At 67.9% G+C, this 20,080-nt stretch carries 19 protein-coding genes; 10 read left to right on the top strand and 9 right to left on the bottom strand.

What is annotated here, in order from left to right; all coding sequences use genetic code 11:
* Positions 1 to 21: 21 nt before the first annotated feature.
* A complete protein-coding gene (locus RM543_RS14055; protein WP_311692702.1) occupies positions 22 to 504 on the bottom strand; it encodes an Lrp/AsnC family transcriptional regulator in 483 nt (160 codons plus the stop codon).
* Between the two features lie 145 nt (positions 505 to 649).
* Here RM543_RS14055 and RM543_RS14050 point away from each other — a divergent pair, with 145 nt between their 5' ends.
* Complete coding sequence (locus tag RM543_RS14050) at positions 650 to 4,090, top strand: indolepyruvate ferredoxin oxidoreductase family protein (RefSeq protein ID WP_311692700.1); 3,441 nt, start codon at positions 650 to 652, stop codon at positions 4,088 to 4,090.
* Positions 4,091 to 4,205: 115 nt separating this feature from the next.
* On the opposite strand, the gene tolA is transcribed toward RM543_RS14050, so the two are convergent.
* Genes tolA through RM543_RS14030 form a run of 4 tightly spaced genes read right to left on the bottom strand, consistent with a single transcriptional unit; the run spans position 4,206 to position 7,003 of the window.
* The gene (tolA, locus tag RM543_RS14045; RefSeq protein ID WP_311692698.1) at positions 4,206 to 5,369 is read right to left on the bottom strand and encodes a cell envelope integrity protein TolA; all 1,164 of its coding nucleotides are present in this window, start codon (positions 5,367 to 5,369) and stop codon (positions 4,206 to 4,208) included.
* 10 nt (positions 5,370 to 5,379) lie between these two features.
* Positions 5,380 to 5,835: an ExbD/TolR family protein gene (locus RM543_RS14040; RefSeq protein WP_311692696.1), complete on the bottom strand. Its 456-nt coding sequence runs from the start codon at positions 5,833 to 5,835 to the stop codon at positions 5,380 to 5,382.
* Entirely contained in the window at positions 5,835 to 6,317 is a 483-nt protein-coding gene (locus RM543_RS14035; protein WP_311692694.1) for an ExbD/TolR family protein, read from the bottom strand. The genes RM543_RS14040 and RM543_RS14035 overlap by 1 nt, the downstream gene beginning before the upstream one ends.
* Entirely contained in the window at positions 6,314 to 7,003 is a 690-nt protein-coding gene (locus RM543_RS14030) for a MotA/TolQ/ExbB proton channel family protein (protein WP_311692693.1), read from the bottom strand. Before RM543_RS14030 ends, RM543_RS14035 begins: the two co-directional genes overlap by 4 nt.
* Positions 7,004 to 7,566: 563 nt before the next feature.
* Between RM543_RS14030 and RM543_RS14025 the strand changes: the two genes are divergently transcribed.
* From RM543_RS14025 to grxD, 5 genes are all read left to right on the top strand, one after another.
* The gene (locus RM543_RS14025; RefSeq protein WP_116083824.1) at positions 7,567 to 8,466 is read left to right on the top strand and encodes a LysR family transcriptional regulator; all 900 of its coding nucleotides are present in this window, start codon (positions 7,567 to 7,569) and stop codon (positions 8,464 to 8,466) included.
* A 411-nt stretch (positions 8,467 to 8,877) separates the two neighbouring features.
* Positions 8,878 to 11,037: a phosphoribosylformylglycinamidine synthase subunit PurL gene (gene purL / locus RM543_RS14020; protein ID WP_311692692.1), complete on the top strand. Its 2,160-nt coding sequence runs from the start codon at positions 8,878 to 8,880 to the stop codon at positions 11,035 to 11,037.
* Positions 11,037 to 11,948: a hypothetical protein gene (locus tag RM543_RS14015; RefSeq protein WP_311692691.1), complete on the top strand. Its 912-nt coding sequence runs from the start codon at positions 11,037 to 11,039 to the stop codon at positions 11,946 to 11,948. The genes purL and RM543_RS14015 overlap by 1 nt, the downstream gene beginning before the upstream one ends.
* Before the next feature lie 89 nt (positions 11,949 to 12,037).
* Positions 12,038 to 12,280: a BolA/IbaG family iron-sulfur metabolism protein gene (locus RM543_RS14010; protein ID WP_116083830.1), complete on the top strand. Its 243-nt coding sequence runs from the start codon at positions 12,038 to 12,040 to the stop codon at positions 12,278 to 12,280.
* 50 nt (positions 12,281 to 12,330) lie between these two features.
* Positions 12,331 to 12,705: a Grx4 family monothiol glutaredoxin gene (gene grxD / locus RM543_RS14005; protein ID WP_311692688.1), complete on the top strand. Its 375-nt coding sequence runs from the start codon at positions 12,331 to 12,333 to the stop codon at positions 12,703 to 12,705.
* Between the two features lie 164 nt (positions 12,706 to 12,869).
* Here grxD and RM543_RS14000 read toward each other — a convergent pair whose 3' ends face one another.
* Genes RM543_RS14000 through RM543_RS13990 form a run of 3 tightly spaced genes read right to left on the bottom strand, consistent with a single transcriptional unit; the run spans position 12,870 to position 14,003 of the window.
* A complete protein-coding gene (locus RM543_RS14000) occupies positions 12,870 to 13,175 on the bottom strand; it encodes a hypothetical protein (RefSeq protein WP_311692686.1) in 306 nt (101 codons plus the stop codon).
* Positions 13,172 to 13,564, bottom strand: coding sequence for a cell division protein ZapA (locus RM543_RS13995; protein ID WP_311692684.1), 393 nt, complete (start codon positions 13,562 to 13,564; stop codon positions 13,172 to 13,174). Before RM543_RS13995 ends, RM543_RS14000 begins: the two co-directional genes overlap by 4 nt.
* Positions 13,557 to 14,003 carry a hypothetical protein gene (locus RM543_RS13990; RefSeq protein WP_311692682.1) on the bottom strand — a complete coding sequence of 149 codons (447 nt, stop codon included), beginning with the start codon at positions 14,001 to 14,003 and terminating at the stop codon, positions 13,557 to 13,559. The genes RM543_RS13995 and RM543_RS13990 overlap by 8 nt, the downstream gene beginning before the upstream one ends.
* Before the next feature lie 244 nt (positions 14,004 to 14,247).
* Here RM543_RS13990 and tkt point away from each other — a divergent pair, with 244 nt between their 5' ends.
* The gene (tkt, locus tag RM543_RS13985) at positions 14,248 to 16,263 is read left to right on the top strand and encodes a transketolase (RefSeq protein WP_311692680.1); all 2,016 of its coding nucleotides are present in this window, start codon (positions 14,248 to 14,250) and stop codon (positions 16,261 to 16,263) included.
* A gap of 67 nt (positions 16,264 to 16,330) precedes the next feature.
* Here tkt and RM543_RS13980 read toward each other — a convergent pair whose 3' ends face one another.
* Positions 16,331 to 16,726, bottom strand: a complete 396-nt coding sequence (locus RM543_RS13980; RefSeq protein WP_311692678.1) for a DoxX family protein — start codon at positions 16,724 to 16,726, stop codon at positions 16,331 to 16,333.
* A gap of 95 nt (positions 16,727 to 16,821) precedes the next feature.
* On the opposite strand from RM543_RS13980, the gene RM543_RS13975 reads away from it, so the two are divergent.
* From RM543_RS13975 to RM543_RS13965, 3 genes are all read left to right on the top strand, one after another.
* Positions 16,822 to 16,962 carry a hypothetical protein gene (locus RM543_RS13975; RefSeq protein ID WP_311692676.1) on the top strand — a complete coding sequence of 47 codons (141 nt, stop codon included), beginning with the start codon at positions 16,822 to 16,824 and terminating at the stop codon, positions 16,960 to 16,962.
* Between the two features lie 102 nt (positions 16,963 to 17,064).
* The gene (gene gap / locus RM543_RS13970) at positions 17,065 to 18,066 is read left to right on the top strand and encodes a type I glyceraldehyde-3-phosphate dehydrogenase (protein ID WP_311692674.1); all 1,002 of its coding nucleotides are present in this window, start codon (positions 17,065 to 17,067) and stop codon (positions 18,064 to 18,066) included.
* Between the two features lie 365 nt (positions 18,067 to 18,431).
* The gene (locus tag RM543_RS13965) at positions 18,432 to 19,997 is read left to right on the top strand and encodes a PRC-barrel domain-containing protein (protein WP_311692671.1); all 1,566 of its coding nucleotides are present in this window, start codon (positions 18,432 to 18,434) and stop codon (positions 19,995 to 19,997) included.
* Positions 19,998 to 20,080: the final 83 nt, after the last annotated feature.

Genomic DNA, 20,080 nt, shown 5'->3' with positions numbered 1-20,080 from the left:
CCCCGGCACGGGCGCCCTGCATCAGGTTGGCTCGTCCACCGGGATCGCCGCGGTGTGCTTGACGCGGCGCAGCACGAAGAGGGTCGAGGCGCTGGCGACGCAATCGAGCTCGTGTATCCGTTCCATCAGGACCGTTTCCAGATCCGCGATGTCGCGCACGACGAGGTGCACGAGGTAATCCCAGTCGCCTGAGATCGAATAGACCTCGACGATGGACGGTTCGGCATCCACTGCCTTCTGGAAGGCCGCCCGGGCGGCGGCGTCCTGGGACTTCATCCGGACCTGGCAGAACGCATCCATCCCGCGCCCGACCTTCGACGGATCGACGAGGCGGACGGGTGCGCTCAGCACGCCCGCCTCCTCCATCGCGCGGATCCGGCGCCAGACCGTGGCCGCGGAAGAGTTCACCTGCGCTGCGAGGTCGCTGACGGGGATCGACGCATCCTTCTGCAGGGCAGACGCGATCCGCGCCTCCAGAGGGCCGATCGTGAAATCAGATTTCAAAACTTACGCTCCTGCCGAAACGGGCCCGATGTGTTCGCGTCTTTTCTGCACAGACGAGGAATCGAATTTCAAGCGATTCCGGCTACCATTCCCGTCAGCCACCGGCCCCGCCAGGGACCGACAGCAGATCCGGGGAGGAGCCACGATGACCGACCAGACACCGATCCTGAAGGATTACGAGCTTCTGGACCGCTACACCCGCCGCGAGGGCCGCGTCTTCCTCACCGGGACGCAGGCCATCGTGCGGATGGCACTGGATCAGGCGCGGCGCGATCGCGAGGCAGGCTTGAACACCCGCGGCTTCATCTCCGGCTATCGCGGCTCCCCGGTCGGCGGGATCGACATGGAGGTCTCCCAGAATGCCAAGCTCGTGGGCGAGGCGGGCGTCGATTTCATCCCGGCGGTGAACGAGGAGCTGGGCGCGACGCAGATCATAGGCACCCAGCAGGTCGAGATCGATCCCGACCGCACCGTCGATGGCGTCTTCGGCCTCTGGTACGGCAAGGGGCCGGGGGTCGACCGCGCCGGCGATGCGCTCAAACACGGCAACGCCTACGGCTCTTCCCCCCATGGCGGGGTGCTCGTGGTGGCCGGAGACGATCACGGCTGCGTCTCCTCGTCGATGTCCCACCAGTCGGACGTGGCGTTCATGAGCTTCTTCATGCCCACGATCAATCCGGCCAACGTCGCCGAATTCCTGACCTTCGCCGAATGGGGCTATGCGCTGTCGCGGTTCTCGGGAATGTGGGTCGGCTTCAAGGCGATCTCGGAGACGGTCGAGTCGGGCATGTCCTTCGATCTGCCGAAGGACCGCGTCTTCGCCGAACCCGACTTCACGCCGCCCGAAACCGGGCTGCACTACCGCTGGCCGGACCTGCCGGGGCCGCAGATCGAGGCGCGGCTGGAGCACAAGAAGGCCGCCGTCCTTGCCTTCGCGCGCGCCAATCCCATCGATCGGGTCGAGTGGGACCACCCCGAGGCGAGCTTCGGCATCGTCACCACCGGCAAGTCCCATCTCGACGTTCTCGAGGCCCTGCGCCTTCTCGGCATCGACCGGGCCCGCGCGAGGGAGATCGGGATCGACCTCTACAAGGTCGGCATGGTCTGGCCGCTGGAGCATGACGGCGCCCTCGAATTCGCCCAAGGCAAGCGGGAACTCCTCGTCGTGGAGGAGAAGCGCGGCATCATCGAAAGCCAGCTGAAGGAATATTTCTACGACTTCCCCGGCCGGAAGCCCGAGCGGATGGTCGGCAAGCGGGACGAGACGGGCGAACGCCTGATCCCGTGGACGCAGGAACTCGGCCCCGTCATGCTCGCCCGCCACATCGCGGCGCGGCTGGAACGCAACTTTCCCGATCTGGACCTCGCCGGGAAGGCCGAGGAGGTCGTGCCGCCACCGTCCCTGATCGATGTGAAGGGGGCGACGCGGACGCCCTATTTCTGCTCGGGCTGCCCGCACAACACCTCGACGAAGGTGCCCGAGGGCAGCCAGGCGCTCGCCGGGATCGGATGCCATTTCATGGCAAGCTGGATGAACCGCGACACCACTTCGCTGATCCAGATGGGGGGCGAGGGCGTGAACTGGGTGTCCCGCTCGAAGTACAACGGCAACCGCCACATCTTCCAGAACCTCGGCGACGGAACTTACTACCATTCAGGATCCCTGGCGATCCGGCAGGCCATCGCGGCGGGCACCAACATCACCTACAAGATCCTCTTCAACGATGCCGTCGCGATGACCGGCGGGCAGGACGTGGACGGCCCTCTCACGGTTCAGGCCGTCGCCCAGTCCGTCGTCGCCGAAGGGGCCCGGAAGGTGGTGATCGTCTCGGACGAGCCGCAGCAGTTCAAGGCTTCGGACTTCCCCGCCGGGATCGAGATCCATCACCGGCGGGAGATGGACCGCGTGCAGCGGGAACTGCGCGATATCCCGGGCACGACGATCCTCATCTACCAGCAGACCTGCGCCACCGAGAAACGCCGCCTGCGCAAGCGCGGCAAGATGGTCGACCCCAAGAAGTTCGCCGTCATCAACCCGCTCGTCTGCGAGGGCTGCGGCGATTGCTCGGTCGAATCCAACTGCCTGAGTGTGGAGCCGCTGGAGACCGAGTTCGGCCGCAAGCGGAAAATCAACCTCAACAGCTGCAACAAGGACTTCACCTGCCTGAACGGCTTCTGCCCCAGCTTCGTCACCGTAGAGGGCGGAACGCTGAAAAAGGGCGGCAAGGGGGCCGATCCTGCGCATCTGGACGCGCTCGCCGCGAAACTCCCGGAGCCCGCCCAGCCTGATCTCGCCCGCCCCTGGGACATTCTCGTCACCGGCGTCGGCGGCACCGGCGTCGTCACCGTGGGCCAGCTCATCGTCATGGCCGCGAACCTCGAGCAGAAAGGCGCCTCGGTTCTCGACTTCATGGGCTTCGCGCAGAAGTTCGGCCCGGTCCTGTCCTACATCCGCATGGCCGAAGCCGAGTCGGCGGTCAATCAGGTGAAAATCGAGCCAAGCTCCGCCGATGCCCTGATCGGCTGCGACCTCGTCGTCAGCTCCTCTCCCAAGGCATCGACGACCTACCGGAAGGGAGAGACCCGCGCCGTCATCAACACCGCCATCATGCCGACCGGCGATCTGGTGCAGAACCGCGACGCGGACCTCAACGCCGAGACCCGTCTCGCCGCCATCCGGGAGACCGTCGAAGCCGGCACTCTTCAGACGCTGGACGCGAACGCTCTTTCGGAAGCGCTTCTCGGCGACAGCGTCTTCGCCAACGTCATGATCCTCGGCGCGGCCTGGCAGGCGGGACTGGTTCCGCTCGGCCTCGAGAGCCTCTACCGCGCCATCGAGCTCAACGGCGTGAAACCGGACCTCAACAAGGCCGCCTTCGCCTGGGGCCGCGTCGTCGTGCATGACCGCGGCGCCGTGGAGCGCATCGCCGCGATCCCCGTGACCGAGGTGCAGACGCTGGAGGAGAAGATCGCGCGCCGTGCGTCCTTCCTCGAGGATTATCAGGGCAAGGCCTGGGCGCAGCGTTACGCGAGGGACGTCGCGAAAGTGGAACGGGCGGAGACCGACGCCACCGGCGCGCCCGGCCCCCTGACAGACGCCGCGATGAAGGGGCTCTTCAAGGTGATGTCCTACAAGGACGAGTACGAGGTCGCACGCCTGCATACCCAGACCGGCTTCTACGACAGCCTGTCGGACCGCTTCGAGGGCGACTTCACCATCAAGCACCACATGGCGCCGCCGTTCCTGCCCACCGGGACGGATGCCAGGGGCCGCCCCTACAAGCGGGCCTTCGGTCCGTGGATGAAGAGCGCGCAGAGGGTTCTTGCACGGATGAAGCCCCTGCGCGGCACCCCCTTCGATCCGTTCGGCTACACCGCCGAGCGCCGCATGGAACGGGGCATGATCGACGAGTATCGCGCCTTGCTGGACCGCCTGACCGCCGGCCTCACGGCCGCGAACCGGGACGACGCGGCCCGCATCGCCGCCCTCGTCCTCGACGTCCGGGGCTTCGGCCCTGTCAAGGAAGAGGCCGCGGCGAAGATCGAGGCCCAGACCCGCGCCGAGCTGGAAGCGACGGGGTTCTGAGAGGCGAAGAGGAGCCGCCCCCCCGGCTCCTCTTCGTGCGGGGCGGCGGTAGGTCCGCCCGGTCCGGGACAGGAGCCCGGGCCCCCCGTGTCCCCGCACTCAGCGGGATCGCCCCCTACCCCCTGAACGAGATCGGCAGGTTGAAGCTGTGCGCATTGCCGGGGAGCTGGCTCGGGGCTCCGGGGAAGCGGCCGGCGCGCTGGACGGCCCGGACCGCAGCCTGATCGATCGCGGCATTGCCGGAACTCTGGACGAGCCGCACGCCGGCGAGGCCGCCGGCCCGTGTCACCGTGAGTTGCACGACGGCGGTCCCGGACGCGCGGCGGGCGCCGGACGGGTATCGTTTCCCCCGCTCCACGCGGTTCCGGATGGACGCGCCCCATTGCGCCTTGAGGTTCGCGACCTGGGCACTCGACAGCGTGGCGACGCTGGACTGCCGGTTGCTCCCGGCATTCTGGCCGCCGCCGCTTCCCGAGGCGCGCTGGGCGGCGCTCGCCGCGCTGGACCGGCTTGCCTGGCGCGCAGGCTCGGCGGGCTGCTGCTCTTGCCGCTGCGGCTGAGGCTGCGCCTCGGCGCGTTTCGGCTCCGGCGGCGGTGGCGGAGGATCGGGACGCTCCGGCATTTCACGCGGCCGCGTGGCGACCTGCGCCGGCGCGAGCGGCGAAATGTCGTCCCGCTCCAAGAGCTCCCGCGCTTCATCGGACAGCTGCATGGGTTCTTCGGCCGGATCGGTCTCGGACGGCGGGTCCTCTGCCAGTTCTGGTTCGGCCTCGTCCGTCTCCTCGGGTTCGGCTGCATCAGGCGCGTCGTCCGCCTGGGCTTCCACCTCGGCCTCTTCCAGCTCCTCCTCGTCCTGCGGATCCTCCGGCGCCTCGGCGGTGGGCAGCGCGACGGTCTCGGGCGGCGGAGGCGCTGGGGGCGGTGGCGGCGGCGGAGCGAGGGCGGCCATCGTCTCGGGTGCGGGCGCCGTGGGGGTCCGAGGCGCGGCGCTGGCCGGGCGGCTCTCGGAAATCCGCGGCGGCGGCGGGGCATCGGCCGTGTCGGGCGGCGGGGGCGGAGGCGCGGTCACCGGGGCGGGCTCGGACACATCGGGCGGCGTCTCCCAGGCCTCGACCATCGCGGCGACGGATGCGCTCGACGCTTCGAGGGAAACCAGCGCGCTGCCACCATCACCGGCCGACTGGGCGCCGTCCCGAGGCTCCCGGAGGCCGAAGGCCGCGGCATGGATGGCAAGGGCGGCGGCCCCGGCGGCGATCATGTCGAACTTGTCGAAGCTCATCGCAGAGGCCTCATTCCAGCGCCGTGACGATCTGGGCACGCGAGAACCCGGCTGTGGCAATGCGCGGCAGGAGCGCGGCGAGACGATCCCCCGGCAGACCGAGATCGGCCCGGATCATCAGGACGGGAGGCTCGGCGCAGGGATCTTCGGCGCCAGCCTCGGCGGCATCCTCCGCCCGCACGTCCGGCGATACCTCGCAAATAGCCTCTCGTTCGGCCGTCAGTGCCTCGAAGACGTCGTCCTCGCCCGTCGCGCCCTGGAATCCGAGCTGTCCCGAGGCGTCGACATGGAGAGTCAGGGGCGCTTCGGCGGGCTCGTCCGACGCGGAGTCGGGCGGCGTCACGTCGAACGGTTCGGGCGGCGCGATCTGGGCGGTCATCAGGAAGAAGATCAGCAGGAGAAACACCACGTTGATCATCGGGATGATGCTCTCGCGCTCGGGCTCGCGAACAGGGTCGTCCAGCATCATGGCCTTGCGCCCTCCTGACCGTCGCCCGGCTCCGAGGCGCCGCGCGGAGCGCTGTCCCCCGGTGCCGCCCGGCCCTCGTCCGCCGGCGCCTCGCCGGTGCCGACGAGCGTCAGGGAGGTGAAGCCCGCTCCGGACAGCTCCTCCATCGCGGTGACGACATGCTGGAGCGTGGCCCCGTCCCGCGCGCGCAGGACGATGGTGTCGGCTTCGCTCTCGGTCATCTCGCCAAGTTCGGCGATCAGCGCCTCGGGATCCATCGCGATACCGTTGAGGCTGAGCGTTTCGGGACGGATGTCCACGAGGCGGGGCGGGCCCGAATACGCCTCCCCCTCCCCGCTCGACAACCGCAAGGGGACATGCATGTCGAGCCCGAAGCGGGACGCGAGCATGAAGAAGACGAGCAGCAGGAAGACGACGTCGATCATCGGCGTCAGACTGGGCCTGCGCGGCCGCCGCGGCTCGTCCAGCGAAAACGTCATTGTGCGGCGACCCTGAGGCCGGCATCCGTCTTGCGCGGCAGAAGAATGCGGGCGCAGATATCCTCGATGTCGCGGCGCAGGCGGTCCACCTGGCTCTCGAACCAGCTCGCGGCCATCGTCGCCGGGATCGCGACGCCCATGCCCGCCGCGGTGGTCAGAAGCGCCTCCCAGATACCACCGGCGAGCGCCGCGGGATCGGCCCGGGAGCCGGCCTCCTGCAACGCCTGGAACGCCGCGATCATGCCGACAACAGTGCCGAGAAGGCCAAGGAGCGGCGCGATGGTCGCGATGAGTTCCAGCAGCTTCAGGCCGGAGCGGGCGGCGGCGAGGCGTCCGCGGGCGACGCGGACGATGTCCCGCTCCGCGTCGGCGGGCGTGAATTCAGGGCGCGAGAGCGCTTCGAAGGCGGTGGCCGCGACCCGGGCCCGGGCGGAGCGGCGGTTCAGCACGCGCTCCAGCGCCTGTGCATCCCGGCCAGCGCGCCAGTCGGCCACGGCCCGCTCCGTCCGGCGTCCGCCGCTCCACGCGCCGAGGCGCAAGAGGTGGAGCACCTTCCAGATGATCACCGCGAGGGTCAGGACGGAGACGCCGCCGATGGTCCAGACGATCGGCCCCCCCTGGTCCATGAAATCCACGGCGCGGGCGCCGCCGCCGCGGAGAAACGTCACAAGTTCGGTCAGGTCCATGGGTCGCGCTCCGCGCTCAGGGTTGGTCGTACCGCCGGGGTCGCAGGGCGGCGACATGTACGGGCAAGGCTCGCGGCCCTGCTCCGGGCCAAGAGGCCTGTCGCCGTTTCCGGTCTCCGGACGATCGAATGCAAGGCGCGGGCTTGCAACCGGCCGCGGACGTCACGCCGGCGGGCTGGCACGCCGCTCGTCGGGCGCGACCTAGAATGACATAGTAATCTTGTCAACTTTCAACTTCCTCCCGTCATGCGCTGCCCTCCCACGCCCCCGGCGATACCCCACGGACCTGCAGACCGCCTCGGGCTAGCCCCGGCCGGCGCCGGTTACCCAGTCGCGCCGCACTTCGGGGTGCAGCCGCGTCCTGCCGCGAAAACAGCGCCGATCCGTGAGCCCAAGGCGGAGAACCGCACGAAGGACGCGATTGCGGACACTAAATCGCAAGGAGGCCGCAATAATGACGTGGGATCGGCACAATGCGTTTGATATCCGACAGTGGGCCGGGGTAGCGACCTTTGGAAGCGACAGGGCGCGGACCGTCTCCGCAGCGATATGGGCAGGACAAGATGGACTGGGACAGGCTGAGGATCTTTCACGCGGTGGCCGATGCGGGCAGCCTCACCCGCGCCGGGGATTCGCTTCACCTCTCCCAATCCGCCGTCTCGCGCCAGATCCGGGCACTCGAGGAAAGCCTGAACACCACCCTCTTCCATCGCCATGCCCGCGGCCTGATCCTGACCGAGCAGGGGGAGCTGCTGTTCGATGCAACGCGCTCCATGGCCAAGCGGCTCGAGGCGGCGTCGGCCCGCATCCGGGACAGCGAGGAGGAGGTCTTCGGCGAGCTGCGCGTGACGGCCACCACGGGCTTCGGCACGATCTGGCTCGCCCCGCGCCTGACACGCCTCTACCACGAGCATCCGCAGCTCAATATCGACCTGATGCTCGAGGAGCGCGTGCTCGACCTTCCCATGCGCGAGGCGGACGTCGCGATCCGCATGAAGGAGCCGAGCCAGGCCGACCTGATCCGCAAGCGCCTGATGAGCGTGAGGATGCGGCTCTACGCCACGCCCGATTACCTCGCGCAGTTCGGCACTCCCGAAGACGTGCGCGAACTGGAAAAGCACCGCCTCATCTACCAGGCGCCGAACGCGACGCAGGTCTCCGCCGGGGCGGCTCTGGTGCAATATCTGCTCAGCCACGAAATCCCCTCCCGGCTGTCGGTGAACAACTACTTCGGCACCCTCCAGGGGGTTCTGAACCACCTCGGCATCGGCGTGCTGCCGAACTACGTGACCGAGACGGCGCCCCATCTCGTCAGGGTCCTGCCGGAGGTGGAGAGCAACGAGGTGCCGGTCTTCCTCGCCTATCCGGAGGAGTTGCGGCAGTCGAAGCGCATCTCCGCCTTCCGGGACTTCGTGGTCGACGAGATCCAGGTGATGCGGCAGCGCCTCGAGGACATGGCCTGACGGGCCGGCGCCTTCGCCGATGGCGCCCCGTGCGGAGCCGCGCGCACAACGCTCGAAACGGGCAGGACTGTGCGTCATCGGCAACAGATTGCCACCTCCGTTTCCTGCCGTCGCGAACGGGGTTGATCCCGCGCAATGCCCCCCCTACTTCCATGAACATGGACGAGCGCTCCTGGAGTGTTTGTCTGTACCTCCCTGTTGGACTTGGGCCGAGACTTGTGTCTCGGCCTTTTTTTTTGGGGGCGACAGCCTCTTCAGCGGCCTCGGGCGAGGGGCGCGCGGAGAGGCCGATGGCCGGATTGTCTCCGCCGGCAGTATTCATGCCCATGAAAAAGAGCGCGGGTTTCGCTTTTCCTCGGGCGCCCCCGGTTCTATGAACGCGCCCGGCGACAGTCAGCGAACGGGGCCACCATGCGCGAGCCGGATATCACCGAAGATCTCATCGCGGCCCACGGGCTCAAGCCCGAGGAATACCAGAGCATCCTGGAGATCATCGGGCGGGTCCCCTCCTTCACCGAACTCGGCATCTTCTCGGCGATGTGGAACGAGCACTGCTCCTACAAGTCCTCGAGGAAGTGGCTGCGGACATTGCCGACGAGCGGGGCGCAGGTGATCTGCGGGCCGGGCGAGAATGCTGGCGTGGTCGATATCGGAGACGGACAGACCGTGGTCTTCAAGATGGAGAGCCACAACCACCCCTCCTACATCGAGCCATACCAGGGCGCGGCGACCGGTGTCGGCGGCATCCTGCGGGACGTCTTCACCATGGGCGCGCGGCCTATCGCGGCGATGAACTCCCTGAGTTTCGGGCAGCCGGGCCACCCGAGGACGCGCTCGCTGGTCCACGGCGTCGTCGAGGGCGTTGGCGGCTACGGCAATTGCTTCGGCGTGCCGACCGTTGGCGGCGAGGTGCGGTTCCACCCGGCCTATGACGGCAACTGTCTCGTGAACGCCTTCGCCGCCGGACTGGCCGATGCGGACGCGATCTTCTACTCGGCGGCGTCCGGCGTCGGCATGCCGGTGGTGTATCTCGGGGCAAAGACGGGCCGCGACGGCGTCGGCGGGGCGACCATGGCGTCAGCCGAGTTCGACGAGACCATCGAGGAGAAGCGTCCGACCGTTCAGGTCGGCGATCCGTTCACCGAGAAGCGGCTGATGGAGGCCTGCCTCGAGCTGATGGCGACGGGCGCCGTGATCTCGATCCAGGACATGGGAGCCGCGGGCCTGACCTGTTCCGCCGTCGAGATGGGCGACAAGGGCGGCCTCGGCATCAGGCTCGACCTTGACCTCGTGCCGGTGCGCGAGCGGGCCATGAGCGCCTACGAGATGATGCTGTCCGAGAGCCAGGAGCGGATGCTCATGGTGCTCCGGCCCGAGAAGGAGGCCGAGGCGCGGGCGGTCTTCGACAAGTGGGACCTCGACTTCGCCGTCGTCGGCGAGACCATCGCCGAGGACCGGTTCGTCGTGGTCCATGGCGGCGAGGTGAAGGCGGACCTTCCGCTTGGAACGCTCGCGGGCTCCGCGCCCGAATACGACCGGCCCTTCGCGGAGCCCGCCGCGGCTCCCGCGCTGGAGCCGGTGCCAGAGGCCGATCCCGTGGAGGCGCTCCGCGCGCTCCTCACGAGCCCGGACCACGCCCACAAGGCCTGGGTCTGGGAACAGTACGATACCATGGTGATGGCCGACACCGTCCGCGCGCCGGGCCTTGGCTCCGGCATCGTGCGGGTGCACGGGACCGACAAGGCGCTCGCCTTCACCTCCGACGTGACGCCCCGCTACGTCCGCGCCAATCCGCAGATGGGCGGGCGGCAGGCGGTGGCCGAAGCCTATCGCAACATCTGCGCGACCGGCGCCCGCCCCCTCGCCTGCACCGACAACCTCAATTTCGGCAACCCCGAGAAACCCGAGATCATGGGCCAGTTCGTGCGCGCCGTGACCGGGATCGGCGAGGCCTGCACCGCGCTCGACATGCCGATCGTGTCCGGCAATGTCAGTCTCTACAACGAGACCGACGGCGCGCCGATCCTGCCGACGCCGACCATCGGCGCGGTGGGCCTCGCCCTGCATCAGGCCGAACTGATCGGGGCGCGCGCGGCCGAGGGGGACGTCCTGCTCCTTCTGGGGCCGCAAGGGACGCATCTCGGCGCCTCGGCGCTACTGTGGCACCTCTGGGGCCGCGAGGACGGCGATGCGCCTGCGGTCGATCTCGAGCTCGAGCGGCGGCACGGCGAGTTCGTCCGGGCGAACGGCGCCCGGATGACTGCCTGTACGGACCTGTCGGACGGAGGCCTTGCGCTGGCCGCGTTCGAGATGGCCGAAGCGGCGGGCTGTGGCGCCGAGATCGAGGGGGACGGGCTGGCCGTGCTCTTCGGGGAAGACCAGGCCCGTTACCTGATCGCGGCCTCGGCGGAGGACGCAGGCGCGCTGGCTTCGGCCGCCGAAAAGGCGGGCGTCGAACTGGCGCCCGTGGGAACGCTCGGCGGCGCGGACGTCTCGCTGGGCGGCAGCCGGGCGCCGATGGCAGAGCTCCGCGCGGCCTGGCGCGGCGCCTTCGCGGACCTCTTCGGCTGATGGCAAAGGCCGCTCCGGTTCATCCGAAGCGCGTCCTTCTCCTCGTCGGAGCGCACAAGACGGCGTCCACCCATCTCCAGCGCGCCATCGCGGCGCAGAAAGACGTCCTCCGGGAGCTCGGCATCGGCGTTCTCGAGCCGAATGACGTCAGACGCTTCCTGGCTCCCCTGAGCTACCTGCTCCGCGATTACGGCTGGCGGCGGGAGTTGACGCACCTCGCCGTCGCCTCCGCGGGAGCGGTGTGCGGCTTCGCGCCAGAGACGCTCGTGGTGATGGACGAGAACATCCTCGGCGCGACCGAGCCGCGCATGCTCTGGAGCGACGACGGACGGTTCTACCCCTGGGGGCCGGGCCGCACAGCGCGGACGGCGGAACTGTTCCCGAGATCGGAGATTTCGGTCGGGCTGGCGCTTCGCGACCTCGGCACCTTCCTGCCTTCGGCCTACGGTGAGGCGATCCGGAACGGGGCCCTCAGGACCTGGGAGGGCTGGCTCGGCGGCATCGACCCGACCGGGCTTCGCTGGTCGCCTACGGCAAAAGCGCTGTCGGACGCGGTGGCGCCGGCGCCCCTCACGGTGTGGCGTTTCGAGGACTATCCGCAGATCGCGCCCGTCGTGCTGGATCGGCTCCTGGGAGAAAACGCCGCCGCGAGGATCCCGCTGCCGCCGGAGCCCCAGCGCGTGGGGCTGTCGGCGGACGCCATCGGGGCGGTGCGGCGGCACCTCGAGGCAGGCGGCGATCCAGGGGATCGGGGGGCGCTCGAGCGGGCGATGAGGCAGCATCCCCGCGGGCCTGACGCGCCGGGCTTCAGGCCGTTCAACTCCGCGACGCTCGAATGGCTCACCGAGGCGTACCGGCAGGACGTTGACGCGATCGCCGCCCTGCCCCGCACCACCGTTCTCGCGCCCTGAAAGCGTCCGATCTCGGCGATCCGCTTGCTCCCGCGCGGGGCGATCCCTACCTTGTACACAACCAACACCGACAGGCTGCGGAGACGACGATGGCAATGGAAGCGAATGACCTGGAGGCCCTGATCAAGGCGTCCTTCCCGGAGGCGACCGTCACGATCACGGACCTCAGGGGCGACGGCAACCATTACGCCGCAGAGGTCGTCGACGAGAGTTTCCGGGGCATGAACCGCGTCCAGCAGCAGCGCGCCGTCTATGCTGCGCTGAAGGGCAAGATGGATGGGCCGGCCGGCGAGCTGCATGCCCTGGCCCTGACGACGAAGGCGCCGGCCTGATCCCGAGGGCCACCGCCTTACCTGACATGAATGCGAAGGACGAAATCCAGATGACCACCACCACCGCCGAATCCCAGATCAAAGAGACCGTGACGTCCAACGCCGTCGTGCTCTTCATGAAGGGCAACAAGACGATGCCGCAATGCGGCTTCTCCAGCCGGGTTGCCGGGGTCCTGAATTACATGGGCGTGGATTACGCCGATGTGGACGTTCTGCAGGACCAGGAGATCCGCCAGGGCATCAAGGATTATTCCGACTGGCCGACGATTCCGCAGCTCTACGTGAAGGGCGAGTTCGTCGGCGGCTGCGACATCATCACGGAGATGACCCTGTCGGGCGAACTCGACCAGCTGTTCGAGCAGAATGGCGTCGCCTACGACAAGGATGCCGCCGCGAAGATCCGCGAAGCTAACGCGGAGGACTGAGCCGCGCCCTGCCGGCTGCGACACGGTCAGGGCGTCCGTCTTTGAGGTGGGTGCGCTGAGCGTGGCGAGCGGGAAAAGCGAGCGACGTGCCCACGCGCGGGATTGAACGAAACGGGGCGCCCGATGGCTGATCGGACGCCCCGTTTTCTGTCAGGACACAGGGATCACGCCGGCTCGGGCGTTCCGAGCCGCGCTTCCATGATGGCGCGGGCAACCTGATCCTGTGTGCAATCCGCGGTGCGGCCGGTCGCGATGCCCTCCGTCCCGATGCGAACCTCGCAGCCTCCGGGGTAGCGCATGCGCGTCACGCCCGCCTCACTGGAAACGAGCTTCGGAAGCTGCTGCTCGGGCGGGGCCTCGGCCATCGCGGCAGCCTCCGGATCGAGGATCCGGTCCAGCGTTCCGGGCTCGCAGGCGCCGAGTACGGCGAGGGCGACGATCGGGGCGGTCAGGCGCAGGGCAAGGCTCATCCGGCTTTCTTCTCCAACAGGTCAGCGGCGCTTTCGGCGCGGGCAGCCATCTCGGACAGCAGCTGCGTCACGGATTCAGGGACCACAGGCACCTCCACGCGGCGGGGTTCCGGCGCGGGCGCGGTGCGCATTTCCTCGATCAGGCGCTCCTGCCTCGCAAGGCTGTCCTCGGCGGCCTTGGCGCGATCCTCGAGGGCGGCGGTGCGATCGGCCAGCATGAGGCCGGCCATCAGCAGCATCCGGGTCTCGGGCACACGGCCAAGCTGGTCCACGAGGGTACTTGCCTCGCGGTCCAGCATCTGGGCCGCGGCGTGCAGGAAGCGTTCCTCGCCCTCCTGACAGGCGACGGTGAAGTCGCGTCCGCCGATCGTGATGTTCACCTCAGGCATCGAGCTGCTCCTTCACCAGGGGTTCGAGGGCGGCCAGGATCTCGTCGAGTTCGGCGCGGTCCTGTTCGCGCGCCTCGATCGCCTCCGTCGCCGCCCGCTCCAGTTCGGCCAGGCGCTCCAGCTGCTCCTCGTTGCTCGCCTTCAGCTCGGCGGCGTGATCGCGCAGCTGGCTGTTGGCGGTCTGCTCGGCATCCAGCGCCTCGCGCAGACGGCCGGCCTCGGCCTCGGCGGCTTCGGCACGCTGCGCAGTCTCGCGCGACTTGATCTCGGCCTCGGCGGCGCGGGACGCGGCGATCTCGGTCGCCTGCTCGGCCTCGGCGAGACGCTCGGGGGTGATCCGCTCGTCCTCGTCCCCCGCGGCATCCGCGCTCTCCGCGGCGGCGGCGATCCGGTCGAGCGCGGCGGCCAGGCGCCGTTCGAGCTCTTCGATTTCAGTCATCCATGCTCCCTCATCTTCAGCGCCCATACGCTCTGCCCGCTTCTGGCGGCAAGCCCCCGAATCGGCGCCGGGGTGGTTCTGGCCGATCTTAGCCAACGCATCCGGGGAATGCGCCCCCCTCTGCCCCCTGCGCCCGCAGGACGGCATTCATCGGCTTGACGCATCCCGAGGCGCTGATACACCGCGAAGCGGCCGCGCCGGCAAGGCATGCGGCCCAAGTTTCTCGCAGGAAGGACCGCCCGCCGTGGAGATCGACGTTCTCAGATCCGCCTATCCCGATCACTGGAACAAGGCGGCCGCGATCCGCGCGCTCGCGCTCGACGCCGTTGCCGCGGCCAATTCGGGCCATACCGGCATGCCGCTCGGCATGGCCGACATCGCGACCGTTTTGTTCGAGAAGCACATGAAGTTCGACGCGGCCAACCCCGACTGGCCGAACCGCGACCGCTTCATCGTGTCGAACGGCCACGGCTCGATGCTGCTCTACGCGCTTCTGTACCTCACCGGATACGAGGACATGACGCTCGAGCAGGTGAAGAACTTCCGCCAGCTCGAGGCGATCACCGCCGGCCACCCCGAATACGGCCATGCCAAGGGAATCGAGACGACCTCCGGGCCGCTCGGCCAGGGCATCGCGACCTCCGTCGGCTTCGCCATGGCCGAGGAGCATCTGCGCGCTGTCTGGGGCTCCAAGATCTTCGACCACCACACCTACGTCTTCGCCGGTGACGGCTGCCTGATGGAGGGCGTGAGCCAGGAGGCGATCGCGCTTGCGGGCCATCAGAAGCTCGGCAATCTCATCGTCTTCTTCGACGACAACGCGATCACCATCGACGGCGAGGTCTCCCTTGCCGACAGCACGGACCAGAAGGCGCGCTTCGCCGCGTCCGGCTGGGAGGTGATGGGCTGCGACGGGCACGATCCGGTCTCCATCGACCATGCGATCACCGCCGCGAAGGCCTCCGACCGCCCGACGCTGATCGAATGCAAGACGCATATCGCCCTCGGCTCCTCCGCGCAGGATACCGCAAAGGGTCACGGCGCCCTGACCGATCCCGAGGTCGTCCAGAACACCAAGGATGCCTATGGCTGGGGCTACGGCCCGTTCGAGATCCCGGACGAGCTGCTGCAGGAGTGGCGCGACATCGGCCGCAAGGGCGCGCAGGCGCGGGCCGAGTGGCAGGAGGCCTATGACGCCCTGTCGGACCGCAAGAAGGCGGAATTCGAGCGCACCTGGGCCGGCGACGCCCCCAAGAAGCTCGCCGGCACGATCCGCGCCCTCAAGAAGCAGATCACCGAGGAAGCCCCCAAGGTCGCCACGCGCAAGGCGTCCGAGATGGCGCTCGAGGTGATCAATCCGATCATGCCCGAGACCTTCGGTGGATCGGCGGACCTCACCGGCTCCAACAACACCCAGACGTCCGATCTCGGGATCTTCTCCCCGGAGAACCGCAAGGGCCGCTACATGCATTACGGCATCCGCGAGCACGGCATGTGCGCCGCGATGTCCGGCCTGAAGCTGCATGGTGGCCTGCGGCCCTATGGCGGCACGTTCATGTGCTTCGCCGACTATGCCCGGCCCTCGATCCGGCTCGCCTCCCTGATGCGGATCCCGGTGGTCTACGTGCTGACCCACGATTCGATCGGCCTCGGCGAAGACGGCCCGACGCACCAGCCCGTCGAGCATCTCGCGATGCTGCGCGCGACGCCGAACCTGCATGTGTTCCGGCCCTGCGACGGCGTCGAGACGGCGGAAGCCTGGGAACTGGCGCTCGGCCGGATGGAGACGCCCTCCGTCCTCGCCCTCTCCCGCCAGGGGCTCCCCACGCTCCGTCTCGAGCACAAGCAGAAGAACCTGACGGCGAGCGGTGCCTACGTTCTCGCCGAAGCCGAGGGCAAGCGACAGGCGATCCTGATGGCGTCCGGCTCCGAGGTCTCCCTTGCCATGGCGGCGCGGGACCTGCTGCAGGCCGAGGGCATCGGGACGCGGGTCGTCTCCATGCCCTGCATGGACCTCTTCGCCGAGCAGGACGAAGCCTACCGCAAACGCGTCCTGCCGGGCGGCGCGGTGCGCGTCGCCATCGAGGCGGCCGGCCCGATGGGCTGGGACCGCTGGCTCTCGGGCGAGCGCGGCCGCGGCCAGAAGGCCGGCTTCATCGGCATGGAGAGCTTCGGCGTCTCGGCGCCGGCCGGCGACGCCTACGCCCATTTCGGCATCACGGCCGAGGCCGCGGCCGAAAAGGTCAAGTCCCTGCTCTGATCAGTCGGACCCGAAGACAGGGGCGCGCGGCATCGCCTGCGCGCCCCCACGAAATTTTGGTTACGACCTATGAGGGGCGCGCGCCCTGCCCCCTTGGGCTGCGCGCATCGAGCGCGAAGCGTCCGGCGCCGTGGGCGGCGAGAACGAGGCAGCCGCCGGCGATGGCCCAGTTCTTCACGAAGATGGTGATCTGCCAGGGATCCTCCGGTTGCCAGTGGAACCAGCTCGTGACCGCGCAGTAGGCGGCGAGGAGTGCCGCGACCGGCCCCGTACGCCACCCCAAGGTGAGCGCGAGCCCCGCCGCGAGATTGAATGCGAGCGCGGGCCAGAGAAGCGCTTCGGGCAGTCCCCGCATGGCGAGGAGCGCGCGCGCGGGCTCCGGGTCCGAGATCTTCTGAACGCCGCCGCCGAGAAAGAGCAGCGCGATCAGGATGCGCCCGAGAAGTGTTGCGAGATCGGCCATTCTGGTCTCCTTCCGGCGCGGTCCGCCCTTGTCGCGCGCGCACCTGCGCGTCATTCAGGGGCCGTCCTCTCACCTGATACAGGGGCGCGCCGCCCGTGACCAATCGTCTGGCCGTGATCCTCGGCATCCTGATCGCCCTCTTCGTCGCGGCCGATCTGATCTTCGGCTGGGGCTGGTGCGTCTTCCTCGGAAAGGAACTCCTCAAGCTGATCGAATGGGCCGCGTTCTGGCGTTGACGCGGCACTGCGCTTGACCTCGGCCCGCGAAACGGCATGGTCGCCGGCGACGAGGCGGCGCGCATCCTTCGCTCCGCCGGCATCGACAGCGGGAGAAGCAAGATGAGTGTCAAGGTCGCCATCAACGGGTTCGGTCGGATCGGCCGCAACGTGCTGCGCGGGATCGTCGAGCGGGGCCGCGACGACATCGAGGTCGTGGCGATCAACGATCTCGGGCCGGTCGAGACCAATGCCCACCTGATCCGGTACGACAGCGTGCACGGCCGGTTCCCGAACGAGGTGAAGGTGGACGGCGACACGATCGACGTCGGCACCGGCCCGATCAAGGTCACCTCCATCCGGGATCCCAAGGACCTGCCATGGGAGGGCGTCGACGTCGCGCTCGAATGCACCGGCATCTTCACCGCGCGCGACAAGGCCGCGGCGCATCTCGAGAACGGCTCCCGCCGGGTGCTGGTCTCGGCGCCCGCCAGCGGTGCGGACAAGACCATCGTCTACGGCGTGAACCACGCCACGCTCGGCGCGGAGGACAAGGTCGTCTCGAACGCGTCCTGCACGACGAACTGCCTCTCCCCCGTGGCGAAGATCCTGAACGACACGGTCGGCCTGAACCGCGGCTTCATGACCACGATCCATTCGTATACCGGCGACCAGCCGACGCTGGATACGATGCACAAGGATCTCTACCGCGGCCGCGCGGCGGCGCTGAGCATGATCCCGACCTCCACCGGCGCGGCAAAGGCCGTCGGCCTCGTCCTGCCGGAACTCAACGGCAAGCTCGACGGTGTCGCGATCCGGGTCCCGACGCCGAATGTCTCCGTCGTGGACCTTACCTTCGAAGCCTCTCGCGCGACCTCGGTGGAAGAAATCAACGACGCGATCCGCGCTGCTGCTGACGGGCCGATGAAGGGGATCCTTGGCTATACGGACGAGCCGCTGGTCTCCACCGACTTCAACCACGACCCTCACTCGTCGATCTTCCACATGGACCAGACCAAGGTCATGGACGGCACCTTCGTGCGCATCCTGACGTGGTACGATAACGAATGGGGCTTCTCGAACCGGATGGCCGACACGGCCGTCGCCATGGGCAAGCTCGGCTGAAGCCGGCGCCCGCTCCTGCTACGGGGCGAAGAAGCACAGAAAAGGCGCGGATCCCGACCGGGGTTCGCGCCTTTTTCGTTCAAATCCGGCATTGGTAGAATTGTCCGCAAGGCCCCGATGCGCCGCGAGGAGCGGCACCGTAAGCGCACCTGGTTAACGAAGCATTATTCACAACCGGAGGAAGAGCATCCGGTTCCGCCTTTTATCGGCCAGTTCTTCGGAAATCGGGTCGCAGGTAAACTGCTTCAATCTGGCGCACGTTCTTGTGACGGAATGTGCATTCGTGGTGAACTCTCTCGCCCTGTCCCCGTTTGGCCGGTGTCTGTCCCTGAGGGGGCTGAACCGAAATAATGGGAGCTGTCATAATGACCGCACGCACGAACACCTGGAAGATGCTCGGTACGGCTACGGCCATCGGCGCCGCATCGTTCTCGCCCGCCTTCGCGCAGCAAGAGCTGTCCGACGAGCAGATCGCCAACCTTACCGACGAGTGCCGTGCGCTGATCGTCGCCTATGAAGAGCTGCCCGTCGACTCCGAGACGGTCACCGCCGACGACATCGTCATCCTCGCCGAGGACAACGATGCAGACGCCTGCACCACCGCATCCGCCGAGCTCGATGCCGAAGCGCAAGCCACGGCCACTGCCGAAGTCGAGGACTCCGAGGAGATCACCGAGACCGAAGAGGTCGAGATGTCCGAGGAAGTGACCGTCGAGGGTCAGGCCCAGGTCACGATCCCCGAGCCGCAGGTTTCCGTCGACAGCCCCGCGCCGAACGTCACCGTGCGTCCGGGTCAGTCCCGCGTGCAGGTCACCGAGGGCAACAGCGAAGTCGAGATCGAGCAGCCGCAGCCGAACATTTCCGTCGAGATCCCGGAAATCATCGTCTCCGTCGAGATCCCGGCCCCGACCGTCTACATCCGCACCGATGAGCCGACCGTCGAAGTCGCGTCCGACGACCCGCAGGTCGAAGTTCAGCAGGGCGAGCCCACCGTGTCCGTTTCGCAGGGTGAGCCGGAACTGGCCGTGGACCTCGATCTCGAGGCTGACGAAGAAGCCGACACCGAAATGGCCAATGCCGACACCGATGTGGTCGAAGGCGAAGGCAACACCTCGGTCGACGGCAATGTCCGCGTGACCTCCTACGAGCCGACCGTGGAAATCGTGCAGAACGACGACGCGGCCGAAGTCACCATTCAGGACGGTGCCGCTCCGCAGGTATCCTATGCCGGCAACGAGCCGCAGGTCAGCGTGACCTTCGCCGAGCAGCCGACGGTCCAGATCGTCAACACCGGCGAAGCCAACGTGCAGTACGAGACCTCCGAAGAGCGTGACGAACGTCGCTCCCAGCAGGACGCCTCCGCCGACATGGAAGGTGACGAAGAAGCCGTCGCCGCGGCCGGTGAAATGACCACCGAAGAAGAGATGACGGACGCGGAAGTCGCTGCCGAGAACATCGAAGTCGAAACCGAAGAGATGGCCGAAGACACCGGCGAAGCCATCGAAGACGGTGCCGAGAACGTCGAAGCAGCCGCTGAAGGCGCCGCCAACGAAGTCGAGACCGAGGTCGTCGAAGAGACGAACGAAATGTCCGACGAGAACATGGCTGAAGCCGATGCCGGCGCGATGCCGAACATCGTCACGGTCAACGATCTCCTCGCGATGGACGTGATCGGTGCCGCTGGTGAAGACCTCGGTTCCGCCGAAGCCTTCATCGACAATGGCGGCGAAGTCATGATGATCCTCGAAGAGGGCGGCTTCCTCGGCATCGGTGGCTCGCAGGTCGCGATCCCGCTGTCCAACGTCCGCTTCACCCCGGACGCTCTGCAGCTGACCGAGATGACCGAAGAGCAGATCGAAGCAGCCGGCGACGTCGACTATGACGCCAGCAACGAGCTGGGCAACGACTTCGAGATCGAGCTCAACCAGTAATCGATCCAGTCCTAGACTGACGATCTTGGGGAAGCCCGCGGTTTGCGCCGCGGGCTTTCTCTTTGCGAGAGCAGGACTCTGCG

Origin of the sequence: Tropicimonas omnivorans (genome assembly GCF_031846565.1) — a bacterium.
Lineage (GTDB): Bacteria > Pseudomonadota > Alphaproteobacteria > Rhodobacterales > Rhodobacteraceae > Tropicimonas_B > Tropicimonas_B omnivorans.
The sequence above is the reverse complement of the archived record's forward strand: the minus strand, read 5'-3'. Positions and strand labels throughout refer to the sequence as shown.